This is a genomic window from Bacillus proteolyticus (genome assembly GCF_001884065.1).
Lineage (GTDB): Bacteria > Bacillota > Bacilli > Bacillales > Bacillaceae_G > Bacillus_A > Bacillus_A proteolyticus.
This window is the reverse complement of sequence record NZ_MACH01000167.1, coordinates 63,485-89,414: the sequence shown is the minus strand read 5'-3', so window position 1 is coordinate 89,414 and position 25,930 is coordinate 63,485. Positions and strand designations below refer to the sequence as shown.

The window sequence follows — 25,930 nt, the reverse complement described above, 5'->3', positions numbered from 1 at the left end:
ATAAGGAGTTAGGAATGAATAGGTATATGAAAATTTCTATGTATATATTTTTAAGTGTATTTCTACTCGTATTATCAGCGTGTACTACAAAACAAGTAGCGGTAAAAGTAATACCTAAAGAAGGATATATTGTATTAAGAAATGACACGGTGTTTTTTGTCGGTGATAAAACGTTTGAAACAAAAGTAGAGTTGCAACATTATATAGAACAACAAATGAAGAAAGAACATCCATCAGATATAGTGTTGAGCTTTAAGGATAAAGACGCATATAATCAATTAAAAACAGGGGATAAAATAAAAGTATGGTCTTCTAAAATACTTGAAAGTTATCCAGCGAAAATGATAGTAGAGAAATTTGAAATAGTAGAGAAATAAAAAAAGGCAGCAATTACGCTGCCTTTTTCTTATTTCACAAATTGTAATTCTTTCGGGAATTTCGTTAAAATTTCTGATCCGTCTTTTGTGATGTAAATATCATCTTCAATACGAACGCCACCTACGTTTGGTACGTAAATACCTGGTTCGATTGTGAAGACCATACCTTCTTTTAATAGAGAATTGTTGCCTTCTTTTACATCTGGATATTCGTGAACGCTAATTCCAAGTCCGTGACCAAGTCGGTGTGGGAAGAAGTCTCCGTAACCTGCATCTGCGATAACAGAACGAGCAGCATTATCGATTGCGCCAAGTGTAACGCCTGGTTTACATGCTTCAACTGCTTGTAGTTGTCCAGCAAGTACAGTGTTATAAATACGAGTTTGTTCTTCAGAAAGTTCACCGAATGCTACTGTACGTGTAATGTCAGAGCAATAGCCTTCAATGATTACACCTAAATCAAATAGTACGAAATCGCCACGTTTCATTTTGTTCGCACCTGGAATACCGTGTGGAAGGGCAGAGTTTGCACCTGCTAATACCATCGTATCGAATGACATTTTATGGATGCCTTTTGTTTTTAATTCGTGTTCAATAATTGCTAATACTTCTAGCTCGCTGCGATCTTCTTTAATTGCATTTACACCCACTTCAACAGCATAGTCTGCCATTTTAGCTGCTTCGCGTAAAATAGAAAGTTCTTTTTCATCTTTAATTAAGCGAAGCTCGCGAACTTTCTCTTCGGCTGATTTGAAAGCTGCATTTGGGAATAATTTTGTTAATTCCTCGTAACGTTCTACGTTTAAATGTTCTTTTTCAATTGCAACTGCAGTTGCATTGATACCGCGGTCTTTAATTGCTTTTGCAATCATATCCCATGGTTTGTCAGTATCGGTAAATCCGATGATTTCATGTGCCCAGCCAGCGTTACGGGCTTGACCTTCTTCCATTTTAGGACAAATTAAAATAGGTTCTTTTTCTTGGAATACAAACATACCAAGTAGTCTTTCATGTGGTTCGCAGTGGAAGTTCGTCATGTAGAAAACGTTTGGTGTAGAAGTTAAGAACGCAGCTTCTACGTTTTTTTCTTTTAGCCATTGCATTAAATTTTCTAATCTAGCATTCATCGATTGGCACCCCCGAGATATTTAATTACAAATATAACTTTACATCGGATGAAAGCGTTATGACAAGTAAATAGATGTTAGAAAAGACAGGGAATTAAGAAATTATGTAGAATAAAAAGTGTGAATGTGAATAGGGGAGGAATGTAATAATGAAAGTATCTTATCACGGGCATTCAGTTGTAAAGATTGAAACGAATGGAAAAGTTATTTTAATTGATCCATTTTTAACGGGAAATCCGAAAACAGATTTAAAGGCTGAAGATGTAAAGGTTGATGCGATTCTTTTATCGCATGGACATGGTGATCATGTTGGAGATACAGTAGAGCTTGCGAAGAAAAATAATGCGGTTGTTGTAGCACCATTTGAATTAGCGACATTTTTAAGTTGGCAGGGTGTAAATACACATCCGATGCATATTGGTGGCTCGCATGAATTTGACTTCGGCAAAGTGAAGTTTACACAAGCATTCCACGGTTCTAGTTATATTGATGAAGAAAATAAGACGATTACATATACAGGTATGCCAGCGGGTATTTTATTTACAGCAGAAGAGAAAACTTTGTACCATGCAGGAGATACCGCTCTATTCTCTGATATGAAATTAATTGGAGAACTGAATAACATTGATGTAGCATTTTTACCAATTGGCGATAATTTCACAATGGGACCAGAAGACGCTGTTTTAGCTGCAAAATGGATTGGTGCGAAAACAGTTGTACCGATGCATTACAATACGTTCCCAGTTATCGAACAAGATCCATATCAATTTGTAGAAAAACTACAAAATTGTACAGGGAAAGTATTAGAAGCTGGAGAAAGTATTACATTATAAAAAGAAACCCTTCATTTGAAAAGACAAGTGAAGGGTTTTTACGTGTTCAGTATAGCTTTGAAAGCTTGTGGTTGCTTTGGTGATTCTTTTCTTTTTGGAAGTGATTGTTCAGGTGTTTCATTCAATTCCATCGCAACTTTTTTTCCATCCACGAAAGCTAAAAATACAGCACCTATAACCTCTAAAAATTTTCTCATCATTTATCCGCTCCTTTGTTTCATTTCTTGTCTTAATTGTATATTGAAGCGTCTGGACAAACTATCGAACGAGATGACAATACCATTACATTGTTGTAATAGAACGACTGGTGTAATGTAAGGAGCATTTTGTTATAAAAAAAATAGTACAGGTATAGAAAGAGAGAGTGTAACAGTTTTGAAAATATAGTATACTGAAAATACAACACATGAAGAATTTAGGGAAAAGAAAGTATGGTGAAACCATTTGGCTACCAAACATAATCAAATTTTAGAACATATTAATAGCCTGCCAGTAGGGCATAAAATTTCTGTGAGGCAAATTGCAAAAGATTTAGGTGTAAGTGAAGGGACAGCTTACCGTGCAATTAAAGACGCAGAAAATAAAGGGTATGTTAGTACAATTGAACGTGTCGGAACAATTCGAATTGAACAAAAGAAGAAAGAAAATATCGAAAAACTGACATATGCAGAAGTCGTTAACATTGTCGATGGTCAAGTACTTGGAGGCAGAGAAGGACTACATAAAACATTAAATAAATTCGTAATCGGGGCTATGAAATTAGAAGCGATGATGCGCTATACAGAAGCAGGGAATTTACTTATCATCGGTAACCGTACGAACGCACATCAATTAGCACTAGAAGCTGGGGCAGCAGTGTTAATTACGGGCGGATTTGATACGGAAGATCATGTGAAGAAATTAGCAGATGAATTAAAACTGCCGATTATTTCAAGTAGTTACGATACATTTACGGTCGCAACGCTAATTAACCGTGCGATTTACGATCAGCTTATTAAGAAAGAAATTGTACTCGTTGAAGATATTTTAACGCCAATTGAAGAAACGTTATATTTAAAACCAAATGATACAGTGCAGCAATGGCATGCGTATAACGAAGAGACGATGCACGGAAGATATCCGATTGTTGATGAAAATAAAAAGGTATTAGGTATTGTAACTTCTAAGGATATGATTGGTGTTGCAAAAGAAACGCCAATTGATAAAGTAATGACAAAGCATCCAATTACGGTGAATGGAAAAATGTCCGTCGCAGCTGCGGCGCGTATGATGGTGTGGGAGGGTATTGAGTTACTTCCAGTTGTTGATGAAGGAAATAAACTACAAGGGATTATTAGCCGTCAAGATGTACTTCAGGCGTTGCAAATGATTCAGCGTCAACCGCAAGTCGGTGAAACAATCGATGATATTGTAACGAATCAATTTATGACGCCGAAAGAAGCGAAAAATGAGCATTTATATCAATTTTCAGTGACACCGCAAATGACAAATTCAATCGGAACGCTATCTTACGGTGTATTCGCAACGATTGTGACGGAAGCAACGAATCGCGTTATTCGTGCGCAAAAGAAGAGCGATTTAATTGTTGAGAACTTAACAATTTATTTCGTAAAACCAGTTCAAATTGATAATGTTGTATCTGTTCATCCGAAAGTATTAGAAATTGGACGTAAATTTGGTAAGGTTGATGTAGAAGTGCATCATGAAGGTAATGTTGTCGGGAAAGCGTTACTTATGGTGCAGTTAATCGATAAATAAAAAGATGGAACAAATCGTTTTGATTTGTTCCATCTTTTTTTGTTGAAAGGATAGAATTAAAAAAGAAAATAAATTGCGTATTATTTCATATTCATAGTAGAAATAATACGCAATTTGAAGTTGGGGAAATGTCGTACCGATAAGGGGGTGCTGAATGGGAGGGGTAATTTTCTTTTTAGTTGTCGTATGTATCATAATTGTTCATGTATTAACACATAGAAGAATGAGTGTTATTAAAAAGAAATTGTATTTTGTAAGTTTGATTTTCGCAAGTATTGGCGCCTTTATTCCTATAGCAGGAGAAAATGAGTCTGATTTTCTTTATTTTGGTGTACCAGCTGAAACGTTTGTTTATTATAGTGGTTGGGAAGTCTGGTTTAATCCATTAGGGTTTTTCTTTAACTTTATTTTGTTTTATTGGGTTTTGAAGCTGTTGCTAAAGATATGGGAGGATTTTAGCTGGAAGACAAAGAAGTAGCAGGATACATATGTGGGGAAGTAATTATATGGTTAAAAAACAGAATATTAATTTAATTGGAGTTTATACTATGTTATGATTGTATTGTAAGATAATGGGTTTCGAAAGGTGGTATGCCTTATGTCATCAGAATTACTCTTTTTTGGTGGAATCGCACTATTTTACTTTCTTGTGATGATACCGCTTCAGTATTTATACTTACAAGGTTTACATGAAAAAAAGAAACGAACAGGATTATCTCAGCGAGAACTATATGAAAAAATGTCTTTTGAGGAAGAACAATTACATTTTCACGTACAAGGCAATCCCTTTAATATACCATCTGCGTTTGTTGCATATATGATTTTGAAAGTTAAGGGACGTAAAAAAGCATCACAATATTGATGCTTTTTTACGTTGTTTTATAAGATTCGGCTTCTTTGACTGCCAATGGTAGAAAGTGTTTATATTGGCGGAATCCATTAAATGTACTCACGCTGCCAAATAAAATAAACAAAATACCAACAATAATACGGGCAGTTGAAAGTTCTAAAAAGAATTGGTTTATCCCGAAAAATAGGACGAATAAGCCGAGTGCCATTGCGGATTTTCCGGAGAGCCACCCTTTCTCCATCGGACGGTTTGTACGAAAGAATTTTGTTTTATAGAAAAGATACAACATAAATGAGACGATAATACAAAAGACTAATACTGGCATAATGCACACTCCCATCACTTCGTATAAAATGGCAAAGAAAAAGAAATATCTAAACTTTCTAACTTTTATTATAAAGCAATTGTTCGCATGTATGAAATATTTTCCGTTATAATGGGGGATAAAGTGAAACTTTAATTAGTGTGGGGGGATATTTCCCCCACACTAATTATTAGTTGAACCAATCGGGCTTTTACGTGCAGTGGATCTCCAACTTAACTTTGTCTCATTGTTTTCGATATGTTTGGAGGTGGGAGTCTTACTGCACGTTAATGCGGGATAAAGTGAAGAAGTTGAATAAAAAGGAGATTATACATATGCATGAGCAAATTTTAGGAGCAATTAAAGAGTTTGATACGATTATTATTCATCGTCACGTACGTCCGGATCCAGATGCATTAGGTTCACAGGGCGGTCTTAGTACAATTCTACAAGAATCGTTTCCAGAGAAAAATATTTATACGGTTGGGTACAATGAACCGTCATTAGCATATTTACGAGTAATGGATGATATTGAAGATAGTGTATACGAAAATGCGCTTGTTATCGTTTGTGATACAGCAAACCAAGAACGTGTTGATGATCAACGCTATACAAAAGGGAAGATGTTAATTAAAATTGATCATCATCCAAATGAAGATCCGTACGGAGATATTACGTGGGTAGATACGACAGCGAGTTCTACAAGTGAAATGATCTATGAGTTTTATAACTATGGAAAAGATAAAGGATTAAAAATAACAAAAGAAGCAGCCCGCCTTATTTTAGCAGGAATTGTTGGAGATACAGGTCGTTTCTTATTCCCGAATACAACAGCAAAAACACTTCGTTACGTAAGTGAGCTTGTTGATATGGATGTGAAATTCACAGATTTATACAATGAAATGTATAAGACGAAAGAAAAGATTGCTCGTTTAAACGGTTATATTTTACAAAACTTTACGATGGTAGAAGAAGGGGCAGCTTACATTAAATTAACGAAAGAAGTATTAGAAAAGTTTGATGTACTTCCTTCTGAGGCATCCGGCGTTGTTGGAGCACTTGGTAATATTGACGGATTAAAGGCATGGGTTCTATTTTTAGAGGAAGACGATGTGATTCGTGTTCGTCTTCGCTCAAAAGGACCAGTGATAAATAAATTAGCAATGCAATATAATGGCGGAGGACATCCGATGGCTTCTGGTGCAAAAGCATCTTCTTGGGAAGAAGCGGATCGTCTTTTTGCTGATTTACGTGAGCTGTGTAGATAAAAATTGGATGTTGGACGAAAGAGAAGGAGGGCGCTGAGGCCCTCCTTCTTTATTTTTCTTTCTCTATAACAATACTAATTTCCAGTACGGTATCAAAAGAGACTGTGTCTACTTTAAAGCGATATATACGATCGTAATGTTTGTACGTTTTATTTTCGATCACTTTTTTGAGTAGGTCCTTATTTTTTGCGATGCTTTGAATGTTTTTCGTTAAAAGATGCTGGAGATCATTATGGATAGAAGTGGTCATGTTTTCGAGTGTAAGGTTGTCTAAATCATATTTTTCTCGATTTATAATTTTTATTTTAATTTCTTGAATTGTTAAGAGTCGCTTATTTTCTGTATTCAATTTCTCTTGATCTTCGAGAAGGACGTGGAGTTTTGCTTCTTGCTTTTCTATAATTTCTCTTTGTTCTGCTATTTTACTAGCTTGTTCCTGCTGAAAAACACCATATATGTACAAAAAAATAAACCAGCTCAAAACGCCTCCAACAGCAGCACCTGCTAAAACTAAATACCATCTTTTGGCTGTATTGGCACTTGGTACTCTCATACATGTTCCTGCGTCAGCCATTTAATAATAATAAGACCAGTTTGCATACCACCAGTTGCAAAAAAAATAAGGAGAATTTGTTTTACGATATCTTTCATATCTCCGCCAAAGAAGCTTCTTTCAAAGCTATAAAAGGTATCGAACGTTCCACCAATCGCTGCAACGAGTGCCCAAATTCTTAAATTTTGGGCAAATTGATTAATATAAGTTAGAGCTGGTTTTCCAATGAGAAATGCACCAAATCCGCCAATTAATGAACCCCCAAGTATAACTCCAAAGGCAATAAAGTAACTAATAATAAGCAGAGAGAAAAAAGTATGTTCTCTTACATCCATCGTCATTCCCCTTTCTTCTTCATATATATGGACAAAGTATGAGAAGTATGTTTTGATTTCCGCTTTCCTCATCACCTATAATAAAAGTAGTCAAATAGGTAAAGAGAGGGTACAACAGTGAAGTTTGTGCATTTACAATGTCAAACCGTTTTTAGTTTGTTAAAAAGTGCTTGTAAAATTGATGAGCTTGTCATTCGGGCGAAAGATCTTGGATTTTCATCGCTGGCCATTACAGATGAAAATGTTATGTATGGAGTTATTCCATTTTATAAAGCATGCAAGAAAAATGGTATACAGCCTATTATCGGCTTAACAGCTTCTATTTTTAGTGAAGAAGAAGAAAAGTCTTATCCACTCGTCTTACTTGCTGAGAATGAAATAGGCTATCAAAATTTATTGAAAATTTCTAGCAGCATTATGACGAAGTCAAAAGAGGGTATTCCAAAGAAATGGCTGGCTCATTATGCGAAAGGATTAATTGCAATTTCACCAGGGAAAGACGGAGAGATTGAACAGTTATTATTAGAAGACAAAGAGAGTCAGGCTGAAGAAGTAGCTCATACGTATCAAAATATGTTCAGCAATTTTTATATAAGTTTGCAGCATCATGCGATTCAAGATGAACTGCTTTTACAAGAAAAGCTGCCTGAATTTATTAATAAGGTAAACGTTCCAGTCGTTGCAACAAATGATGTGCGCTACATTAATCAAAGCGATGCACTCGTTCATGAATGTTTATTGTCTGTTGAAGGCGGAACAAAAATGACTGATCCAGATAGGCCGAGAATGAAAACGGATCAGTATTATTTAAAGTCATCGGATGAAATGGAAGCACTATTTTCTCATGCTGAGGAAGCGATTCAAAATACAATAAAAATCGCGGAGCGTTGCCGAGTAGAAATTCCTTTCCATGTAAATCAATTACCGAAATTTCCTGTTCCATCTAACGAGACGAATGATACGTATTTGCGCCGTATTTGTGAAGAAGGTTTGCGTAAGCGATATGGTACGCCGAAAGAAGTACATATACAGCGTTTGAATCATGAATTACATGTGATTTCTAGTATGGGATTTAGTGACTATTTCCTCATCGTATGGGACTTTATGAAATACGCACATGAAAATCATATTTTAACAGGACCAGGACGTGGATCGGCAGCTGGTTCACTCGTTTCTTACGTATTAGAAATTACAGATATTGATCCGATTGAATATGACTTACTATTTGAAAGGTTTTTAAATCCTGAACGTGTGACACTTCCAGATATTGATATTGATTTTCCAGATATAAGACGTGATGAGATGATTCGATATGTGAAAGATAAATATGGTCAGCTTCGTGTTGCTCAAATTGTAACGTTCGGAACTCTTGCAGCGAAAGCCGCAATTAGGGACATCGCTCGTGTAATGGGGCTTCCGCCAAGAGATATTGATATATTTTCAAAACTTATCCCATCAAAGCTTGGTATAACGTTAAAAGATGCATATGAGGAATCTCAGTCACTCCGCGAGTTTATACAAGGGAATCTTTTGCATGAGCGTGTGTTTGAAATCGCAAAACGTGTAGAGGGATTACCGCGTCATACGTCTATTCATGCAGCCGGCGTTATTATGAGTCAAGAACCGTTAACGGGAAGTGTAGCAATTCAAGAAGGGCATAACGATGTTTATGTTACGCAATATCCAGCTGATGTATTAGAAGAGCTTGGGTTGCTCAAGATGGATTTTTTAGGATTACGTAATTTAACGTTACTTGAAAATATTATAAAGTTTATTGTGAAAAAAACGGGGAAACACATTGATATAAGAAATTTACCTCTTCAAGATGAAAAAACGTTTCAATTGTTAGGAAGAGGGGATACAACAGGTGTGTTCCAGCTTGAATCAGGTGGTATGCGAAATGTGCTTCGTGGGTTAAAACCGAATGAATTTGAAGATATAATTGCTGTTAACTCGTTATACAGACCGGGACCGATGGAACAAATTCCAACCTTTATTGAATCGAAGCACGGAAAACGACGAATTGAATATTTACATCCAGACTTAAAGCCGATTTTAGAAAGAACATATGGCGTAATTGTATATCAAGAGCAAATTATGCAAATTGCATCGAAGTTAGCCGGGTTTTCGCTTGGAGAAGCGGATTTACTGCGCCGTGCAGTGAGTAAAAAGAATCGTGATATTTTAGATCAAGAACGTAAGCATTTTGTTCAAGGGTGTTTGAAAAATGGATACGATGAGACGGCTTCAGAACAAATTTACGATTTAATTGTAAGATTTGCGAATTACGGTTTTAACCGAAGTCACGCTGTAGCTTACAGTATGATCGGATATCAGCTTGCCTACTTAAAAGCGAATTATACGCTGGAATTTATGACAGCACTATTATCAAGTGCAATTGGAAATGAAGATAAGATTGTGCAGTATATACGAGAAACGAAACGAAAAGGGTTTCATGTTTTGCCGCCGTCTCTTCAGAGAAGTGGTTATAACTTCCAAATAGAAGGGAATGCGATACGTTACAGCTTACTTTCAATTCGAAATATCGGGATGGCTACAGTGACGGCGTTACTCGAAGAACGTGAGGGGAAAATGTTCGAAGATTTATTTGAATTTTGTCTTCGTATGCCATCAAAGTTTGTAACGGAGCGAAATTTAGAAGCGTTTGTTTGGTCGGGATGTTTTGACGATTTTGGTGTTTCGAGAACGAATTTATGGAAAAGTCTTAAAGGAGCGCTAGAGTACGCGAACCTTGCACGTGATTTAGGAGATGCTGTTCCAAAATCAAAATATGTACAAGGAGAAGAGCTATCCTTTATTGAACAGTTAAATAAAGAGAAAGAAGCCCTCGGTTTTTATTTATCTAGCTACCCGACAGCGCAGTATGCGAAGTTAGGAAAAGAATTAGAAATCCCATCTCTCGCTCAGGCGATGCGACATAAGAAAAAAGTACAAAGAGCGATCGTATATATAACAAGTGTAAAAGTGATTCGTACGAAAAAGTTGCAAAAGATGGCGTTTATTACATTCTGTGATCAAAATGATGAAATGGAAGCCGTTATTTTTCCGGAAACGTATATACATTTTTCGGACAGGTTACAAGAAGGGGCAATTGTTTTAGTTGATGGTACGATCGAGAACAGAAACCATAAGTTGCAATGGATTGTGAATGGAGTATATCCGCTGGAAGAAATGGATGTTTATGAAGAAATGAAATACGCATCTGTTTACGTGAAATTGCCGTCTCAATATGAAAAAAAGCTTGTAAATCAAGTTACAAAAATATTGTTTGACTATTCAGGTTTTGCGAAAGTACTAATTTATTATGAAAAGGAACATAAAATGGTACAATTATCTCGAAGTTTATCAATTCATCCGAGTGAAAAATGTCTGGGAGCACTTCGTGAAATTGTCGGCGACGAAAATGTCGTTGTGAAAATGTAATGGACAATTTCCCTACACTTCGATTATTATAGTAGTAGTGTTCGTGGTCAGACCACTTGGAGAAATTGATATCAGCAAGAATAATTTGAGGAGAGTGGATAGTTTGTCAACACTTCGTGAAGAAGCACTTCACATGCATAAAGTGCATCAAGGAAAATTAGAAACTGTATCAAAAGTAAAAGTAGAAAATGCAAAAGATTTAAGTCTTGCATATTCTCCAGGGGTTGCAGAGCCTTGTAAAGAAATTTATGACGATAAAAGTAAGGTATATGAATATACAATGAAGGGAAATATGGTAGCAGTTGTTACAGATGGAACGGCTGTACTTGGTCTTGGTAACATTGGACCTGAAGCATCTCTTCCAGTAATGGAAGGTAAAGCTGTATTATTCAAGAGCTTTGCTGGTGTAGATGCATTCCCGATTGCCTTAAATACAAACGATGTAGATAAAATTGTTGAAACTGTAAAATTAATGGAGCCAACTTTTGGCGGTGTAAACTTAGAAGATATTGCAGCACCAAACTGCTTCGTTATTGAAGAACGTTTGAAAAAAGAAACAAATATTCCTATCTTCCATGATGATCAACACGGAACAGCTATCGTAACAGTAGCGGGCCTTGTGAACGCGCTGAAATTAGTTGGAAAGAAAATGTCTGACATTAAAGTTGTCGCAAATGGCGCAGGTGCAGCGGGTATTGCAATCATTAAACTTTTATATCGCTATGGTGTACGTGACGTTATTATGTGTGACCGTAAAGGCGCAATCTATGAAGGTCGCCCTACAGGTATGAATCCGGTGAAAGATGAAGTTGCAAAATATACAAATAAGAATCGTATTGAAGGTTCTTTAGCTGACGTTTTACAAGGTGCGGACGTATTCATTGGTGTATCTGCAGCAGGTGCATTAACTGAAGAGATGGTTCGTACAATGAATGACGATGCAATTATTTTTGCAATGGCGAATCCGGTTCCAGAAATTATGCCAGAATTGGCAAAAGCAGCGGGCGCAGCTGTTGTTGGAACAGGTCGTTCTGACTTCCCGAACCAAGTAAATAATGTACTAGCGTTCCCTGGTATTTTCCGCGGTGCACTTGATGTACATGCGACACAAATTAATGAAGAAATGAAGATGGCAGCTGTACAAGCTATTGCAGAGCTTGTATCAGAGGATGAGTTGAATGCGGACCATATCATTCCGGCGCCATTTGACGCGCGTGTAGCGCCTCAAGTAGCGGCTTACGTTGCGAAAGCAGCAATGGAGACAGGAGTAGCTCGCCGTCAAGTAGATCCAAATGAAGTCGCTGAGAAAACAAAACAATTAGCGCTGATTGGTAAAGAATAAGCGAGGAATTTCCATTGACATCATCAAATACAAAAGTATATCTCGAAATTGTAAAAAAAATCCGTTCCATAATGGAAGAGGATGGTTTAGTAGCGGGGGATCGTTTGCCATCTGAGCGTGAGTTAAGTTCACGCTTAAACGTTGGACGTTCCTCTGTAAGAGAAGCATTGCGTGCTTTAGAACTTGTAGGGTTAATTGAAACGAGACGTGGTGAGGGGACGTTTATTCGAAACTTTTACGATAACGGCCTTGTACAATTAATTGCTCCGTTCTTGCTGCAAGATGAGAAAACAATTCGTGATTTATTACAAACAAAACGATTGCTTGAGAAAGATATGATTCGAATTGTATGTAATTTGCCGAAAGAAACGTTTTCTAAAGTGCTAAGTAAATTACACCAAGTGCTTGAAGAAAATGAAAGCTCAATTCCAATGCTCCATCAAACGTTCTTTAAAACACTTATTGAACAATTCGATAATTATTTACTTTATCGCATTTGGATGATCGTAAATGATTACGTTGCAACGCTTTCTTGTGAAATTTCAGGAGATTCTATCGAAATATATAGAAAGCTTTATGCTGCTTTGAAAGAGCAACAAGAAAATGATGCACTAAAAATTTACGATGAATTAGTAGAGAATATACAGTTTCACTCGTAATGTATAAAATTTGTCGAAATGACCATGACACGTTATGACAAACATTCTACCGCATAGCGGTTAAAGTTAAACGTAAAGAGAGAGGTTATTAGACAGATTGAGAAGATAAGGCTAACATCAAACTTTGGTGTTAGCCCCATTTTCTTCTTACGCTAACCTTAGCTCTCAACGAAGGGGGTCAAATTGTGCTAAGAGATTTATTCGTGAAAAAGAAAAAGTACGCTGCAATACCTTCAGAACAAGTACGGAAAGATGTACCGGATGGCGTTATGACAAAATGTCCGAAATGTAAAAAAATCATGTATACGAAAGAAGTTCTAAAAAATTTAAAAGTATGTGTGAACTGTGGATATCATCATCCTATGAATGCATGGGAACGCCTTAATAGTATATTGGACGAAGGCTCATTTCGTGAGTATGACAAAGAGATGGTTTCATTAAATCCACTTGAGTTTCCAGGATATGAAGAGAAACTAGAAAACGATCGTAAGAAGACTGAGTTGAATGAAGCGGTTGTAACTGGTGAAGGAACAATTGATGACATGCTTGTTGTTATTGCAGTAATGGATTCTCGTTTTCGAATGGGGAGCATGGGCTCTGTTGTAGGAGAAAAAATTGCCCGTGCGGTTGAAAAGGCATACGACTTACAAGTTCCATTTATTATCTTTACTGCTTCGGGTGGTGCCCGTATGCAAGAGGGGATATTAAGTTTAATGCAAATGGCAAAAACAAGCGTAGCTTTGAAAAAGCATAGTAATGCAGGAGGACTATTTATTTCTGTTATGACTCACCCGACGACGGGCGGGGTTTCAGCGAGTTTCGCTTCACTTGGTGATTATAATCTTGCAGAGCCAGGTGCACTTATCGGATTTGCTGGTAGACGTGTAATTGAACAAACGGTGCGTGAGAAGCTACCAGAGGATTTCCAAACGGCAGAATTTTTACTAGACCATGGTCAATTAGATGCGGTTGTGCATCGTGATGATATGAAAGAATCACTTCGCAAGATTTTAGAAGTTCATCAAGGAGGGGAAATGGCTGTATGGCAGAGCTAGAATTTGAAAAACCAGTTGTTGAGCTAAGAAATAAGATTCGTGAACTGAAAGACTATACGAAAAACAGCCAGATGGACTTCAGTGAGGAGATTCGTATTTTGGAAGACAAGCTAGAAAATTTAGAGGAAGATATATACGGCAATATGAAAGTATGGGACCGTGTTCAAATTGCTCGTCATGCAGAACGACCGACAACGCTCGATTATATTGAGCACTTATTTACTGATTTTTTTGAATGTCATGGAGATCGCCTATTTGGTGATGATGCAGCGATTGTCGGCGGCATTGCGAAATATAAGGGGATGCCTGTAACTGTAATTGGGCATCAACGCGGAAAAGATACGAAAGAAAATATTCGTCGTAATTTTGGGATGCCTCATCCAGAAGGATATCGAAAAGCACTGCGTCTCATGAAACAAGCGGAAAAGTTTAATCGTCCTATTATTTGTTTCATCGATACGAAGGGAGCTTATCCTGGTAAAGCAGCTGAAGAACGTGGACAAAGTGAAGCAATTGCCCGCAATCTATTTGAGATGGCAGGTTTAACGGTACCTGTTATTTGTATCGTTATCGGTGAAGGTGGTAGCGGTGGTGCGCTAGGTCTTGGAGTAGGAGATTACATTCATATGCTAGAAAATTCCACTTATTCTGTTATTACACCAGAGGGTGCAGCGGCAATTCTTTGGAAAGATGCGGGGAAAGCGAAGGAAGCTGCAGAAGCAATGAAAATTACGGCAGCAGATTTGAAAGAATTAGGTGTAATTGATGAAATTATTCCAGAGGCAAAAGGTGGAGCTCACCGTAATCTTTTAAAACAGTCAGAAAATATAGACTTAATGATTAGAAAAACTTTTGAACAATTAAACGGAATTTCGAAAGATGAATTAATCGAAAAACGTTATGAAAAATATATGAAAATTGGGCAAGTTTCGTTTTCAAACGCTTCCATTGGGATAAAATAAGAAAAGCGTGCGTTCCTCTTCGCGAATGCACGTTTTTATTATGAAAAGACACATCTTCTCCATTGTGTTTTTATATTTTTTCGTGTTATTTTATTATAAGGCAAATAATCTTTATGAGGTGAGTACAAATGAAACGTATTGGTGTATTAACAAGTGGTGGAGATTCACCTGGTATGAATGCTGCCATTCGTGCAGTTGTTCGTAAAGCGATTTTCCATGATATTGAAGTATATGGTATTTACCATGGATACGCTGGTTTAATTTCTGGTCATATTGAAAAATTAGAACTTGGTTCTGTTGGCGATATTATCCACCGTGGTGGTACAAAATTATATACAGCAAGATGTCCTGAGTTTAAAGACCCAGAAGTACGACTAAAAGGAATCGAGCAATTAAAGAAACATGGTATTGAAGGACTTGTTGTTATTGGTGGAGATGGTTCTTACCAAGGCGCAAAAAAATTAACTGAGCAAGGATTCCCATGTGTAGGTGTACCAGGTACAATCGACAATGATATCCCTGGAACAGACTTCACAATTGGTTTCGATACAGCTTTAAATACTGTTATTGATGCAATTGATAAAATTCGTGACACAGCTACATCTCATGAACGTACATATGTTATCGAAGTAATGGGACGTCATGCTGGAGATATCGCATTATGGGCTGGTTTAGCTGATGGTGCAGAAACAATCTTAATTCCAGAAGAAGAGTATGACATGGAAGATGTTATCGCTCGTCTGAAACGCGGTAGTGAACGTGGCAAAAAGCACAGTATTATCGTTGTAGCTGAAGGTGTTGGAAGTGCAATTGACATCGGTAAGCACATTGAAGAAGCAACAAGCTTTGATACTCGTGTAACTGTATTAGGTCACGTACAACGTGGTGGATCACCAAGTGCACAAGACCGTGTATTAGCAAGTCGCCTTGGCGCGCGCGCAGTTGAATTGCTAATTGATGGCAGAGGTGGACGCTGTGTAGGTATCCAAAACAATAAACTTGTTGATCATGACATTATCGAAGCGTTAGCTCAAAAGCATACAATCGATAAAGATATGTATCAATTATCTAAAGAATTATCCATCTAATCGGCTTAATGCCTTGTATTTGGGAACGGTTTCATAATTTTCGGAGGTGCAATATGCGTAAAACTAAAATTGTATGTACTATAGGTCCTGCTAGTGAAAGTATTGAGAAATTAGAGCAATTAATTGAAGCGGGTATGAACGTTGCTCGTTTAAACTTCTCTCATGGTAGCCATGAAGAGCACGGCGCTCGTATTAAAAACATTCGTGAAGCTTCAAAGAAAACTGGTAAAACAGTTGGTATCTTACTTGATACAAAAGGTCCAGAAATCCGTACTCATGACTTCGTAGACGGACAAGCTGAGCTTGTAACAGGTGCAGAAGTAGTTCTTTCTACTGAGCAAGTATTAGGTACTGCAGAGAAATTCTCTGTATCTTATGCTGGTCTTTATGATGATGTTGACCCAGGTTCTCGTATTCTAATCGATGACGGTCTTATCGAACTAGAAGTAATCGAAAAAGCTGACGGAAACATCCGCACAAAAGTATTAAACAGCGGAACTGTAAAAAATAAAAAAGGTGTTAACGTACCAAACGTAAGCATTAAGCTTCCTGGTATCACTGAAAAAGACGTAAAAGATATCGTTTTCGGTATCGAGCAAAAAGTTGATTTCATCGCAGCATCTTTCGTGCGTAAAGCATCTGACGTATTAGAAATTCGTGAATTATTAGAAGGACATGACGCTCAATACATCCAAATCGTACCGAAAATCGAAAACCAAGAAGGTATCGACAATATCGATTCAATCTTAGAAGTTTCTGACGGTTTAATGGTTGCTCGTGGTGATATGGGTGTAGAAATTCCACCAGAAGAAGTACCATTAGTGCAAAAACGTCTAATCAAAAAATGTAACGTATTAGGCAAACCAGTTATTACTGCAACGCAAATGTTAGATTCTATGCAACGTAACCCACGTCCAACTCGTGCGGAAGCAAGTGACGTAGCTAACGCAATCTTCGATGGTACAGATGCAATTATGCTTTCAGGTGAAACTGCTGCGGGTCAATACCCAGTAGAAGCTGTAACAATGATGGCTAACATTGCAGTGCGTGTTGAAAAATCATTACAATATGAAGATATGTTCAAAAAACGTATTAAAGAGTTCACTCCAACAATTACAGATGCAATTAGTCAATCTGTTGCGCACACAGCACTTGCTCTTGATGTAGCTGCAATCGTAGCTCCAACAGAAAGTGGATATACTGCGAAAATGATCTCTAAATACCGTCCGAAATCTCCAATCGTAGCTGTAACAACTGATGAGCAAGTAGGACGTCGTCTTGCACTTGTTTGGGGTGTACAAGCATTTATGGCTGGAAAACGTGCAGCGTCTACTGATGAAATGTTAGATACTGCAATTCAAACAGGTATGGATGCAGGTCTAATTGGACTTGGAGATACTGTAGTAATCACTGCTGGTGTTCCAGTTGCTGAAACTGGTACAACAAACTTAATGAAGATCCACGTTGTTGGTGAAGAAGTTGCTAAAGGACAAGGAATTGGTCGTAAAGCTGCAAAAGGTAAAGTAGTTGTAGCAAAAACAGCTGCTGAAGCTGTAGCGAACGTAAACAAAGGTGATATCCTTGTTACAACAAGCACTGATAAAGATATGATTCCTGCAATTGAAAAAGCTGCTGCTTTAGTTGTTGAAGAAGGTGGCTTAACAAGCCATGCGGCTGTTGTAGGTGTATCTATCGGTATTCCTGTTATCGTTGGTGTAAACAGCGTAACAACAACTTTAAAAAATGGCCAAGAAGTAACAGTTGATGCAGCACGCGGAATTGTTTATAATGGACATGCGGAAGTGCTATAAGAAGTAATACGGAGAGAAGGAGCGGAGTCCTTCTCTTTTTTTTACACAAAAAAGGATAGAGATAGCTTTAAACGCCTGAAATCACTCCAGGAAACGCTTGTTATAACGTTCATTGGAAGAGTTGTTTATCTTTTATGAGGCTTATATGGGCGTTGTAAGGGGCTTAGAAGAGGGTTGGTAAGGTGAAAGGAAGATACTTAAACCTTTGAAATGAAATATGAAGGAGTGCGAGCTATGAAGTGGTTACTATTCTTGCTTATTTTAATACCGGCGATTGAAATTACAGTCTTAATTGGATCAAGTCATGTAATAGGTTTATGGTCTACGTTCGCTATGATTGTATTTACAGGTATTGTAGGCGTGTATTTGGCGAAACGACAAGGGTTTAAAATAGTTAGAGAGATTCAATTTAGGTTAAATAGAGGAGAAATGCCGGGTGATGCCGTCCTGGATGGTATTTTCGTCTTTATAGGAGGTATTCTTTTAGTACTTCCTGGATATGTGACGGATATAATAGGTTTTATCTTTGTTATCCCAGTAACGAGGGCTTTATTGAAGCCAATTGTTATGAAATGGATTGATTGGAAATTGAGAAAGAAGGCTACTATTATTGTTCAGAAATAACACTTAGATTATAGCGATCTAAGTGTTATTTTTTTATTGTATTTTCTATTTATACCTCTGGTAGTTAATGCTAGGTAGAATACAGGGATTACGGATTGGAAGTTTTACATCAGGGTAATATTTTTTTGTGTTGTTAGTGTGAAAAAGTTAGATGAGAGAAAAAAACTACTGATTAAAGGAGTATTTCGCTCTGTTTTGTATATTTATTCATTTACATAAAAAGTAATAAATGTAAGTAATAATTATAAATTAAATAGAATAAAAATGTAAAAATACCGCGAAATATGCGTTTTTCATGAAAAAAACAAGAAAATTATCCTTTTTTAGGAAATCCTCTCGTTTGAAATGTAGTTAGTATAAAAATAAGTACAATGAATAATCAGTGGGAAATTCCCACTGATTACAGTTAAGTTTTTTGTTGTATGTGAATTAGAAAATATTATTTTGATGGTGAGCCTTTAATGAATTTCCATAAGTCATGGAAAACGTGGGCTTTGTGTAATGTGTTAAGTAGTACTAATGTGACTGGACCGATGATTAATCCTAAAAAACCAAAGAGCTTAAAGCCGACAAATAAAGCGATGAGTGTCGCTAATGGATCAAGTCCAATATTAGATGAAAGTACTTTCGGCTCCATGATTTGTCTTTGGACAATCACGACGATGTATAAGATGAGAAGACCGATGGCGAATGCGGTGTCGCCTGTGAAAAATACGTATATAACCCAAGGGACGAAGACGGCTCCAGTTCCTAAGTATGGGAGTAAATCTACAACTCCTGTAATAATCGCGATAGTAATTGCGTATGGCACGCGTAATATTAAAAGGCCGATTAGTACAATGACAGTTGTCATAGATACGAGTGTAAGTTGTGCTTTAACAAAACCAAACAAAGCTTTTCTTAAATCGACAAAAATAGTTTTTCCGTATCCGTGTACACGATTAGGTAAAAGTTTTCTTACTTTATGAGCAAGATGGTGCCAATCGTAACTAATGAAGAAAGTTGCCAATAAAATGAATACAAGGACAGTTAAAGTTGTTGGTAATGCGCTAATGAAATTTGTTAATCCACTTATAATAGCGGTTAAAAGTTCTTTCATTTGTGTCGTTGCTTCAGTGCCTAAGTTTTGAATGTTTTGTGTAATAGTATATCGTTGTGGTTCGCCGAGATGATTAAATTTAGAGATTAAATCATCGTAGAGAGGCATAATATGATTAAGCGCAAATTGTTGAGCGAATGCAACGATATCTGGGAACTTCACTGTAACAATTTGAAGTAAGTATGTTGTGGCGGATATTGCTTCAGTTACAAGGTATGTAACAAGTCCGACGATAGCCCCGAATACGAGAATTAAGCTAACGAGTACTGCTAATGCACGAGGGAATTGTAGTTTTTGATTAAGGAAATTGACGACAGGATTAATCAAATAAGCGAATGCAAAAGCAATAATAAAAGGATAGATAAGTCCTGACATGTACAGTAATACATAGAACCCAACTACCGTTGCTACAATGACAAATATGAGTCGCAATATCATATATAGTAAGTTTCGATTCAAAGATGTGTACCTCCCATTCCAATTTGTATTATCCTAATTCGTTCAACTTATAACGAGTGAGATTCACTGATTAAAGTTTCGCTTTATGTTATAGTGGAATGATGGATTTTTCCTGCTTTTTCAGTACATGAACGACTGTAAAAGCTTGTTGATGATGCTTCTACTATATGGTAAAAACTTCATTTTCTCTTCTTTTTATTTTACCTGTTTCTTGTTAGAAAAGAAAGGAGAGACCATCGTTTTCAAAAATGTATATATGCTTTGATTTTTTTTGGTTACAGTCTCATTTTGTAAGTTAAAAATGCATACAAAAATGAAATTGTTGGCTTATTCTCATTGGCAAATAGACATCGATATGACATGTATAACGATAGGTTTAAAGGTATTTTGGTTTGGAAACAAGTTCATTATTTTCAGAAAGGAAGTGCAATCATGATTAGTCAGTCAACGTTATTTTTATTCATACTACTTATTATAGGATTAATTGCTAAAAACCAATCGCTTACCGTAGCTGTTGGAGTTTTATTTTTATTGAAGTTTACGTTTTTAGGTGATAAAGTCTTTCCTTATTTACAAACGAAAGGAATTAACCTTGGTGTGACGGTTATTACAATTGCGGTGCTCGTCCCAATTGCGACGGGGGAAATAGGGTTTAAACAACTCGGAGAAGCGGCGAAATCATACTATGCATGGATTGCTTTAGCCTCAGGAGTGGCAGTTGCTTTGTTGGCGAAAGGTGGGGTGCAATTATTAACGACGGATCCTCATATTACAACTGCACTTGTTTTTGGGACAATTATAGCTGTAGCTTTATTTAATGGAGTCGCTGTAGGTCCATTAATTGGGGCTGGAATTGCCTATGCAGTTATGAGTATTATACAAATGTTTAAATAAGGAATTTTATAGTAATATAAAATTTTTGAATTCTTTCTGTTCACAAAAGTCAGATAATTGTTTATAATAGGATTAGAAACTTTGAAAAGTTACATAACAGCAGAGACTATACACCAGATAAAATAAAAACAACATAAAACAATTTTATAATGATATTGTTTTATGTTGTTTTTATCATAAACTCTTCGGGATTCATTTTCCTCACTAACTTGTTGTTCTGAGCGTGAGGATTCGGGGAGACATTCACGCTCATGCTTTCCATGTAGCAATGGACAATAAGAGGGGAACATCGCAACAAATTTGCATGAACGTGCATTTTGCTTGCCTAAAGAGTGAACGAGCGTTCATAATTTATAAGGGGAGCAAATAGATATAAGGAGCAAGGTTGGGAGAATTTTCAGGAAAAGGAGAGAATGTCATGACTGTTATTCGAGGTTTAGAAGGGGTAGTAGCAACAACATCATCTGTGAGCTCTATTATTGATGATACATTAACTTATGTTGGGTATAATATTGATGATTTAGCTGAGAATGCTACATTTGAAGAAGTAGTGTACTTATTATGGCACCGCAAGCTTCCTAACGAAAAAGAACTAGCGGAATTTAGTGCAACTGTATCTGAATACTATAAAGTACCAGGTGAAATTTTAACATATTTGAAACAAGTAGATTTAAAAATCGCGCATCCGATGTCTGTTTTACGAACTGCGATTTCCATGCTATCATTATACGATGAGAGCGCTGAAATTATGGATGAGAAGTCCAATTATTTGAAAGCGGTTAAATTACAGGCTCAAGTAGGAACTTTAATTGCTGCTTATGCAAGAATTCGCAAAGGTTTAGATGTTGTTGAGCCAAGAAAAGATCTATCGTTAGCTGGAAACTTCTTGTACATGTTAAATGATCGTGAGCCAAATGAAGTTGAAATTGAGGCTTTTGATAAGGCGCTTGTACTTCATGCAGATCATGAGTTAAACGCTTCTACATTTACTGCACGTGTTTGCGTAGCTACACTTTCAGATGTGTATTCTGGTATTACAGCAGCAATCGGCGCATTAAAAGGTCCTCTTCACGGCGGGGCAAATGAAAATGTAATGAAGATGTTAACTGAAATTGGCGAAGAAGAAAATGTAGAATCATATATTCATAATGCTCTTCAAAATAAAGTGAAAATTATGGGATTTGGCCATCGCGTATATGAGCATGGTGATCCACGCGCGAAACACTTACGCGAAATGTCTAAGAGATTATGCGTGCTTTTAGGAGAAGACAAATGGTATAATATGTCTATCAAAATTGAAGACATTGTAACAAAAGAAAAAGGTCTTCCACCAAATGTTGATTTCTATTCAGCTTCTGTATACCACTGTTTAGGAGTTGACCATGACTTATTTACACCTATCTTTGCGATTAGCCGTATGTCAGGCTGGTTAGCTCATATTCTAGAACAATATGAAAACAACCGTTTAATTCGTCCGCGTGCTGATTATAATGGACCTACGCATCAAGTATATGTTCCAATCGCACAACGATAAGCGAAAAACACTATTTTGATAGTGAAAATACGCTTTCAAAAGTCTGATTTTTTTGGGAAGATGTAATGATTAGAATATTTTAATTTGACTAACGGTTTGAACTGAGGGGTTATTCCCTCAGTTTCATACATATGAAATTTCAAACATGGGGGTTATCACATTGACGACAGGTGAAAAAATTACTGTAACTAATGGTGTTATGAATGTACCAAACAATCCGATTATTCCATTTATCGAAGGAGATGGAATTGGTCCTGATATTTGGGCAGCAGCATCTCGCGTACTAGAAGCAGCAGTTGAGAAAGCATATGATGGTGAGAAGAAAATCGTTTGGAAAGAAGTGCTTGCAGGGGAAAAAGCATTCAACCAAACAGGCGAGTGGTTACCTGAAGAGACTTTAAATTTAATTCGCGAATATTTAATCGCAATTAAAGGTCCACTTACAACTCCAGTTGGCGGTGGTATTCGTTCTCTAAACGTAGCACTTCGTCAAGAATTAGATTTATATGTATGTCTACGTCCAGTTCGTTACTTTGAAGGTGTTCCTTCACCTGTAAAACGTCCGGAAGATACTGATATGGTTATTTTCCGTGAAAATACAGAAGACATTTATGCTGGAATTGAATATGCACAAGGTTCTCCAGAAGCAGAAAAAGTTCTTGCTTTCTTAAAAGAAGCAATGGGTGTTAATAAAATCCGCTTCCCAGAAACATCTGGCATTGGTATTAAACCAATCTCAGAAGAAGGGACAAAGCGTCTTGTTCGTGCTGCAATTCAATATGCAATTAACGAAAAACGCTCTTCTGTTACATTAGTTCATAAAGGAAACATTATGAAATTTACAGAAGGTGCTTTCAAAAACTGGGGTTACGAAGTAGCGGAACAAGAATTCGGCGACAAAGTATTTACTTGGGCTGAATATGATCGTATCGTTGAAAAAGATGGAAAAGATGCAGCGAATAAAGCGATGGCAGACGCAGAAGTGGCTGGGAAAATCATCGTAAAAGATTCTATTGCAGATATCTTCTTACAACAAATTTTAACTCGTCCACGTGAGTTTGATGTTGTTGCAACAATGAACTTAAACGGAGACTACATCTCTGATGCACTTGCTGCACAAGTAGGTGGAATTGGTATTGCACCTGGTGCAAACATTAACTATGTGACTGGACATGCTATCTTTGAAGCTACACATGGTACAGCTCCAAAATATGCAGGTTTAGATAAAGTAAACCCATCTTCAGTTCTTCTTTCAGGTGTACTATTATTAGAGCACTTAGGATGGAACAAAGCTGCGAATTTAGTAACTGATTCAGTTGAGAAAACAATTGCTTCAAAAGTAGTAACATATGATTTCGCACGCTTAATGGAAGGTGCAACAGAAGTGAAATGTTCTGAGTTCGCTAATGAACTTATTAAAAACATGGATGTAGCGATAATCAAAAACGCATAATTAAAGCGGGGGGTAAATTATGACAATCAAACGCAAGAAAGTTTCAGTCATCGGTGCAGGATTTACAGGAGCAACAACGGCATTCTTATTAGCACAAAAAGAACTTGCAGATGTTGTATTAGTGGACATTCCACAGCTGGAAAATCCAACAAAAGGGAAAGCGTTAGATATGTTAGAAGCGAGCCCAGTACAAGGTTTTGATGCTAACATTATTGGTACATCTGATTACGCAGATACTGCTGATTCTGACGTTGTCGTTATTACAGCTGGTATTGCGCGTAAGCCTGGTATGAGCCGTGATGATTTAGTAGCAACAAACTCTAAAATTATGAAAAGTATTACGCGCGACATTGCAAAACATTCACCAAATGCGATTATTGTTGTATTAACAAATCCGGTTGATGCAATGACATATTCTGTATTTAAAGAAGCAGGATTCCCGAAAGAGCGTGTTATCGGTCAATCGGGCGTATTAGATACAGCTCGTTTCCGTACATTCATTTCACAAGAATTAAATCTTTCTGTAAAAGACATTACAGGATTTGTTCTTGGTGGACATGGTGACGATATGGTACCTCTTGTACGCTATTCCTATGCAGGTGGCATTCCGTTAGAAACATTAATTCCAAAAGAGCGTTTAGAAGCAATCGTAGAACGTACACGTAAAGGTGGCGGTGAAATTGTAGGCTTATTAGGAAACGGTAGTGCATATTATGCGCCAGCAGCTTCTTTAGTTGAAATGACAGAAGCAATCTTGAAAGATCAACGCCGTGTATTACCTGCTATTGCATACCTTGAAGGTGAGTATGGTTATAGTGACCTTTACTTAGGGGTACCAGTAATTCTAGGTGGTAACGGAATTGAAAAAATTATTGAATTAGAACTTCTTGAAGATGAAAAAGAAGCGTTAGATCGCTCTGTAGAATCTGTACGTAACGTTATGAAAGTTCTTGTTTAATAATTAAATATAAGCGGAAAAAGATTCGGGGCCCCGAATCTTTTTCTACTATTTATTGAAATGTTTTTTTGAAATAATATGAAAACGCTATCATTTAGTGTGTCCTATAATGAAACTATAGACTTATACTATATATTGCCCTCATCATAGTAAATTTCGGATAAGGTATCGCTTTTAGTAGGATAATAAGGTGAAAAAATCGGAGGGGGTTGTAACATGTTAAAGAAAAAAGTTCAAATTGGTCGTAGAATGGATGAAATTACAGTAGGAGAGAAATTATCTATCACTGAAAAAATTGAGGATAAAGATTTGTTATTGTACTTAGGTTTAACGAATGATGCCAATCCATTATATATTCAGCATGATTACGCATCCCAAACTCCGTATGAAAAGCCGATTGTACCAAGCATTATGCTAACAGGGCTGATTACAACGGCGGTTACGAAATATTTACCAGGTCCAGGTAGTCATATTACTAGGAAGGATCTTACGTTCGTGAAACATGTTCACCATTATGAAACGTTACAAATCCACTTTGAAGTTGTGGCTGTTTCAGAGGAGGAACATACAATTGATATGCTTGTATCTGCTCATGATGAAAAAGGAGATACTGTTGTGAAAGGCTCATTAACAGTAACACCGCCTTTTAAATCTGTTTCTATTATGGAAAAAGCATTAGATAATTTTTAAAAATGAAAGTTAGAATGATATAAAAGTAGCGCTGGTCATATTCTTATTAAGGGTATGCTAGCGCTACTTTTTGTTTAAACGGGGGTGAACAGTATGACTGTGAAATGGAAAAGAGAAGACATAATCTTTGAAACGATAAGAGAAGCTGAGGTGTGGGCCGATTCAATCGCGAATGAAATGTACGGGAGAGTATTTGATGGATATGAAACACCGGATTATAAAATAGCGTATGCTCTTGCATTTTTCTTAGGACAAGAGAGAGAATTTATAGTTCATACGGAAAAAGACTTTAAAAAGGATAGATGTATCTATAAAGTCTGGGTAACCACTTGATAACTGAGGGGAACGCGATTATGGAATAAAGATAGCACAATCTGAATCCATGAATAGACAATTATATTGAGAGGGACCTTGTTTTCTAGTATGATGAGAATAACGGGGAAAATACTAGGA

Annotated in this window: 26 protein-coding genes; 20 read left to right on the top strand and 6 right to left on the bottom strand. The window is 36.9% G+C overall.

Features of this window, described 5'->3' with window-relative positions:
* Positions 1 to 14 precede the first annotated feature (14 nt).
* A complete protein-coding gene (locus tag BAQ49_RS30285) occupies positions 15 to 377 on the top strand; it encodes a DUF3221 domain-containing protein (RefSeq protein WP_071748298.1) in 363 nt (120 codons plus the stop codon).
* Positions 378 to 406: 29 nt separating this feature from the next.
* On the opposite strand, the gene pepQ is transcribed toward BAQ49_RS30285, so the two are convergent.
* Complete coding sequence (gene pepQ, locus BAQ49_RS30280; RefSeq protein WP_071748297.1) at positions 407 to 1,504, bottom strand: Xaa-Pro dipeptidase; 1,098 nt, start codon at positions 1,502 to 1,504, stop codon at positions 407 to 409.
* A gap of 149 nt (positions 1,505 to 1,653) precedes the next feature.
* Here pepQ and BAQ49_RS30275 point away from each other — a divergent pair, with 149 nt between their 5' ends.
* Positions 1,654 to 2,337 carry a metal-dependent hydrolase gene (locus BAQ49_RS30275; RefSeq protein ID WP_071748296.1) on the top strand — a complete coding sequence of 228 codons (684 nt, stop codon included), beginning with the start codon at positions 1,654 to 1,656 and terminating at the stop codon, positions 2,335 to 2,337.
* 38 nt (positions 2,338 to 2,375) lie between these two features.
* On the opposite strand, the gene BAQ49_RS33210 is transcribed toward BAQ49_RS30275, so the two are convergent.
* Positions 2,376 to 2,537: a hypothetical protein gene (locus tag BAQ49_RS33210; RefSeq protein ID WP_071748295.1), complete on the bottom strand. Its 162-nt coding sequence runs from the start codon at positions 2,535 to 2,537 to the stop codon at positions 2,376 to 2,378.
* 244 nt (positions 2,538 to 2,781) lie between these two features.
* Here BAQ49_RS33210 and BAQ49_RS30265 point away from each other — a divergent pair, with 244 nt between their 5' ends.
* From BAQ49_RS30265 to BAQ49_RS30255, 3 genes are all read left to right on the top strand, one after another.
* The gene (locus tag BAQ49_RS30265) at positions 2,782 to 4,095 is read left to right on the top strand and encodes a CBS domain-containing protein (protein ID WP_071748294.1); all 1,314 of its coding nucleotides are present in this window, start codon (positions 2,782 to 2,784) and stop codon (positions 4,093 to 4,095) included.
* 154 nt (positions 4,096 to 4,249) lie between these two features.
* A complete protein-coding gene (locus tag BAQ49_RS30260) occupies positions 4,250 to 4,573 on the top strand; it encodes a hypothetical protein (protein WP_071748293.1) in 324 nt (107 codons plus the stop codon).
* Between the two features lie 120 nt (positions 4,574 to 4,693).
* Complete coding sequence (locus tag BAQ49_RS30255; RefSeq protein ID WP_071748292.1) at positions 4,694 to 4,957, top strand: DUF3949 domain-containing protein; 264 nt, start codon at positions 4,694 to 4,696, stop codon at positions 4,955 to 4,957.
* A gap of 7 nt (positions 4,958 to 4,964) precedes the next feature.
* Here the strand turns inward: BAQ49_RS30255 and BAQ49_RS30250 are convergent, their stop codons facing one another.
* Positions 4,965 to 5,270, bottom strand: coding sequence for a YtpI family protein (locus BAQ49_RS30250; RefSeq protein ID WP_071748291.1), 306 nt, complete (start codon positions 5,268 to 5,270; stop codon positions 4,965 to 4,967).
* Positions 5,271 to 5,584: 314 nt separating this feature from the next.
* Here BAQ49_RS30250 and BAQ49_RS30245 point away from each other — a divergent pair, with 314 nt between their 5' ends.
* Entirely contained in the window at positions 5,585 to 6,517 is a 933-nt protein-coding gene (locus BAQ49_RS30245; RefSeq protein ID WP_071748290.1) for a DHH family phosphoesterase, read from the top strand.
* Positions 6,518 to 6,566: 49 nt separating this feature from the next.
* On the opposite strand, the gene ytrI is transcribed toward BAQ49_RS30245, so the two are convergent.
* Together ytrI and BAQ49_RS30235 are read right to left on the bottom strand one after the other, a co-directional pair.
* Complete coding sequence (gene ytrI, locus BAQ49_RS30240; protein WP_071748289.1) at positions 6,567 to 7,070, bottom strand: sporulation membrane protein YtrI; 504 nt, start codon at positions 7,068 to 7,070, stop codon at positions 6,567 to 6,569.
* Positions 7,067 to 7,480: a YtrH family sporulation protein gene (locus tag BAQ49_RS30235; protein WP_002034291.1), complete on the bottom strand. Its 414-nt coding sequence runs from the start codon at positions 7,478 to 7,480 to the stop codon at positions 7,067 to 7,069. The genes ytrI and BAQ49_RS30235 overlap by 4 nt, the downstream gene beginning before the upstream one ends.
* A gap of 42 nt (positions 7,481 to 7,522) precedes the next feature.
* Between BAQ49_RS30235 and dnaE the strand changes: the two genes are divergently transcribed.
* The 8 genes from dnaE to BAQ49_RS30195 all read left to right on the top strand — a co-directional run bounded on the left by dnaE (position 7,523) and on the right by BAQ49_RS30195 (position 18,390).
* Positions 7,523 to 10,849, top strand: a complete 3,327-nt coding sequence (gene dnaE / locus BAQ49_RS30230; RefSeq protein WP_071748288.1) for a DNA polymerase III subunit alpha — start codon at positions 7,523 to 7,525, stop codon at positions 10,847 to 10,849.
* 133 nt (positions 10,850 to 10,982) lie between these two features.
* Positions 10,983 to 12,191 (top strand): NADP-dependent malic enzyme, encoded by a 1,209-nt coding sequence (ystJ, locus tag BAQ49_RS30225; protein ID WP_165444500.1) that lies wholly within the window; start codon positions 10,983 to 10,985, stop codon positions 12,189 to 12,191.
* 14 nt (positions 12,192 to 12,205) lie between these two features.
* Positions 12,206 to 12,850 carry a FadR/GntR family transcriptional regulator gene (locus tag BAQ49_RS30220; RefSeq protein WP_071748287.1) on the top strand — a complete coding sequence of 215 codons (645 nt, stop codon included), beginning with the start codon at positions 12,206 to 12,208 and terminating at the stop codon, positions 12,848 to 12,850.
* A gap of 185 nt (positions 12,851 to 13,035) precedes the next feature.
* The gene (accD, locus tag BAQ49_RS30215; RefSeq protein ID WP_071748286.1) at positions 13,036 to 13,905 is read left to right on the top strand and encodes an acetyl-CoA carboxylase, carboxyltransferase subunit beta; all 870 of its coding nucleotides are present in this window, start codon (positions 13,036 to 13,038) and stop codon (positions 13,903 to 13,905) included.
* Entirely contained in the window at positions 13,893 to 14,867 is a 975-nt protein-coding gene (accA, locus tag BAQ49_RS30210) for an acetyl-CoA carboxylase carboxyl transferase subunit alpha (RefSeq protein WP_000818790.1), read from the top strand. Before accD ends, accA begins: the two co-directional genes overlap by 13 nt.
* Positions 14,868 to 14,995: 128 nt before the next feature.
* Positions 14,996 to 15,955: a 6-phosphofructokinase gene (gene pfkA / locus BAQ49_RS30205; protein ID WP_071748285.1), complete on the top strand. Its 960-nt coding sequence runs from the start codon at positions 14,996 to 14,998 to the stop codon at positions 15,953 to 15,955.
* Between the two features lie 53 nt (positions 15,956 to 16,008).
* A complete protein-coding gene (pyk, locus tag BAQ49_RS30200; RefSeq protein ID WP_071748284.1) occupies positions 16,009 to 17,766 on the top strand; it encodes a pyruvate kinase in 1,758 nt (585 codons plus the stop codon).
* A 234-nt stretch (positions 17,767 to 18,000) separates the two neighbouring features.
* Positions 18,001 to 18,390: an FxsA family protein gene (locus BAQ49_RS30195; RefSeq protein ID WP_000871641.1), complete on the top strand. Its 390-nt coding sequence runs from the start codon at positions 18,001 to 18,003 to the stop codon at positions 18,388 to 18,390.
* A 439-nt stretch (positions 18,391 to 18,829) separates the two neighbouring features.
* Here the strand turns inward: BAQ49_RS30195 and ytvI are convergent, their stop codons facing one another.
* Entirely contained in the window at positions 18,830 to 19,948 is a 1,119-nt protein-coding gene (gene ytvI, locus BAQ49_RS30190; RefSeq protein WP_071748283.1) for a sporulation integral membrane protein YtvI, read from the bottom strand.
* A 432-nt stretch (positions 19,949 to 20,380) separates the two neighbouring features.
* Here ytvI and BAQ49_RS30185 point away from each other — a divergent pair, with 432 nt between their 5' ends.
* From BAQ49_RS30185 to BAQ49_RS30155, 6 genes are all read left to right on the top strand, one after another.
* Positions 20,381 to 20,842, top strand: coding sequence for a DUF441 domain-containing protein (locus tag BAQ49_RS30185; protein WP_002112200.1), 462 nt, complete (start codon positions 20,381 to 20,383; stop codon positions 20,840 to 20,842).
* Between the two features lie 385 nt (positions 20,843 to 21,227).
* Positions 21,228 to 22,376, top strand: coding sequence for a citrate synthase (citZ, locus tag BAQ49_RS30175; RefSeq protein WP_116733522.1), 1,149 nt, complete (start codon positions 21,228 to 21,230; stop codon positions 22,374 to 22,376).
* A 160-nt stretch (positions 22,377 to 22,536) separates the two neighbouring features.
* Positions 22,537 to 23,829 carry an NADP-dependent isocitrate dehydrogenase gene (gene icd / locus BAQ49_RS30170; RefSeq protein WP_071748281.1) on the top strand — a complete coding sequence of 431 codons (1,293 nt, stop codon included), beginning with the start codon at positions 22,537 to 22,539 and terminating at the stop codon, positions 23,827 to 23,829.
* Between the two features lie 19 nt (positions 23,830 to 23,848).
* Complete coding sequence (mdh, locus tag BAQ49_RS30165; RefSeq protein WP_070145081.1) at positions 23,849 to 24,787, top strand: malate dehydrogenase; 939 nt, start codon at positions 23,849 to 23,851, stop codon at positions 24,785 to 24,787.
* Between the two features lie 216 nt (positions 24,788 to 25,003).
* Positions 25,004 to 25,477 carry a MaoC/PaaZ C-terminal domain-containing protein gene (locus tag BAQ49_RS30160; RefSeq protein WP_070145080.1) on the top strand — a complete coding sequence of 158 codons (474 nt, stop codon included), beginning with the start codon at positions 25,004 to 25,006 and terminating at the stop codon, positions 25,475 to 25,477.
* Positions 25,478 to 25,576: 99 nt separating this feature from the next.
* Complete coding sequence (locus tag BAQ49_RS30155) at positions 25,577 to 25,810, top strand: hypothetical protein (protein ID WP_071748387.1); 234 nt, start codon at positions 25,577 to 25,579, stop codon at positions 25,808 to 25,810.
* The last annotated feature ends 120 nt before the right edge of the window (positions 25,811 to 25,930 follow it).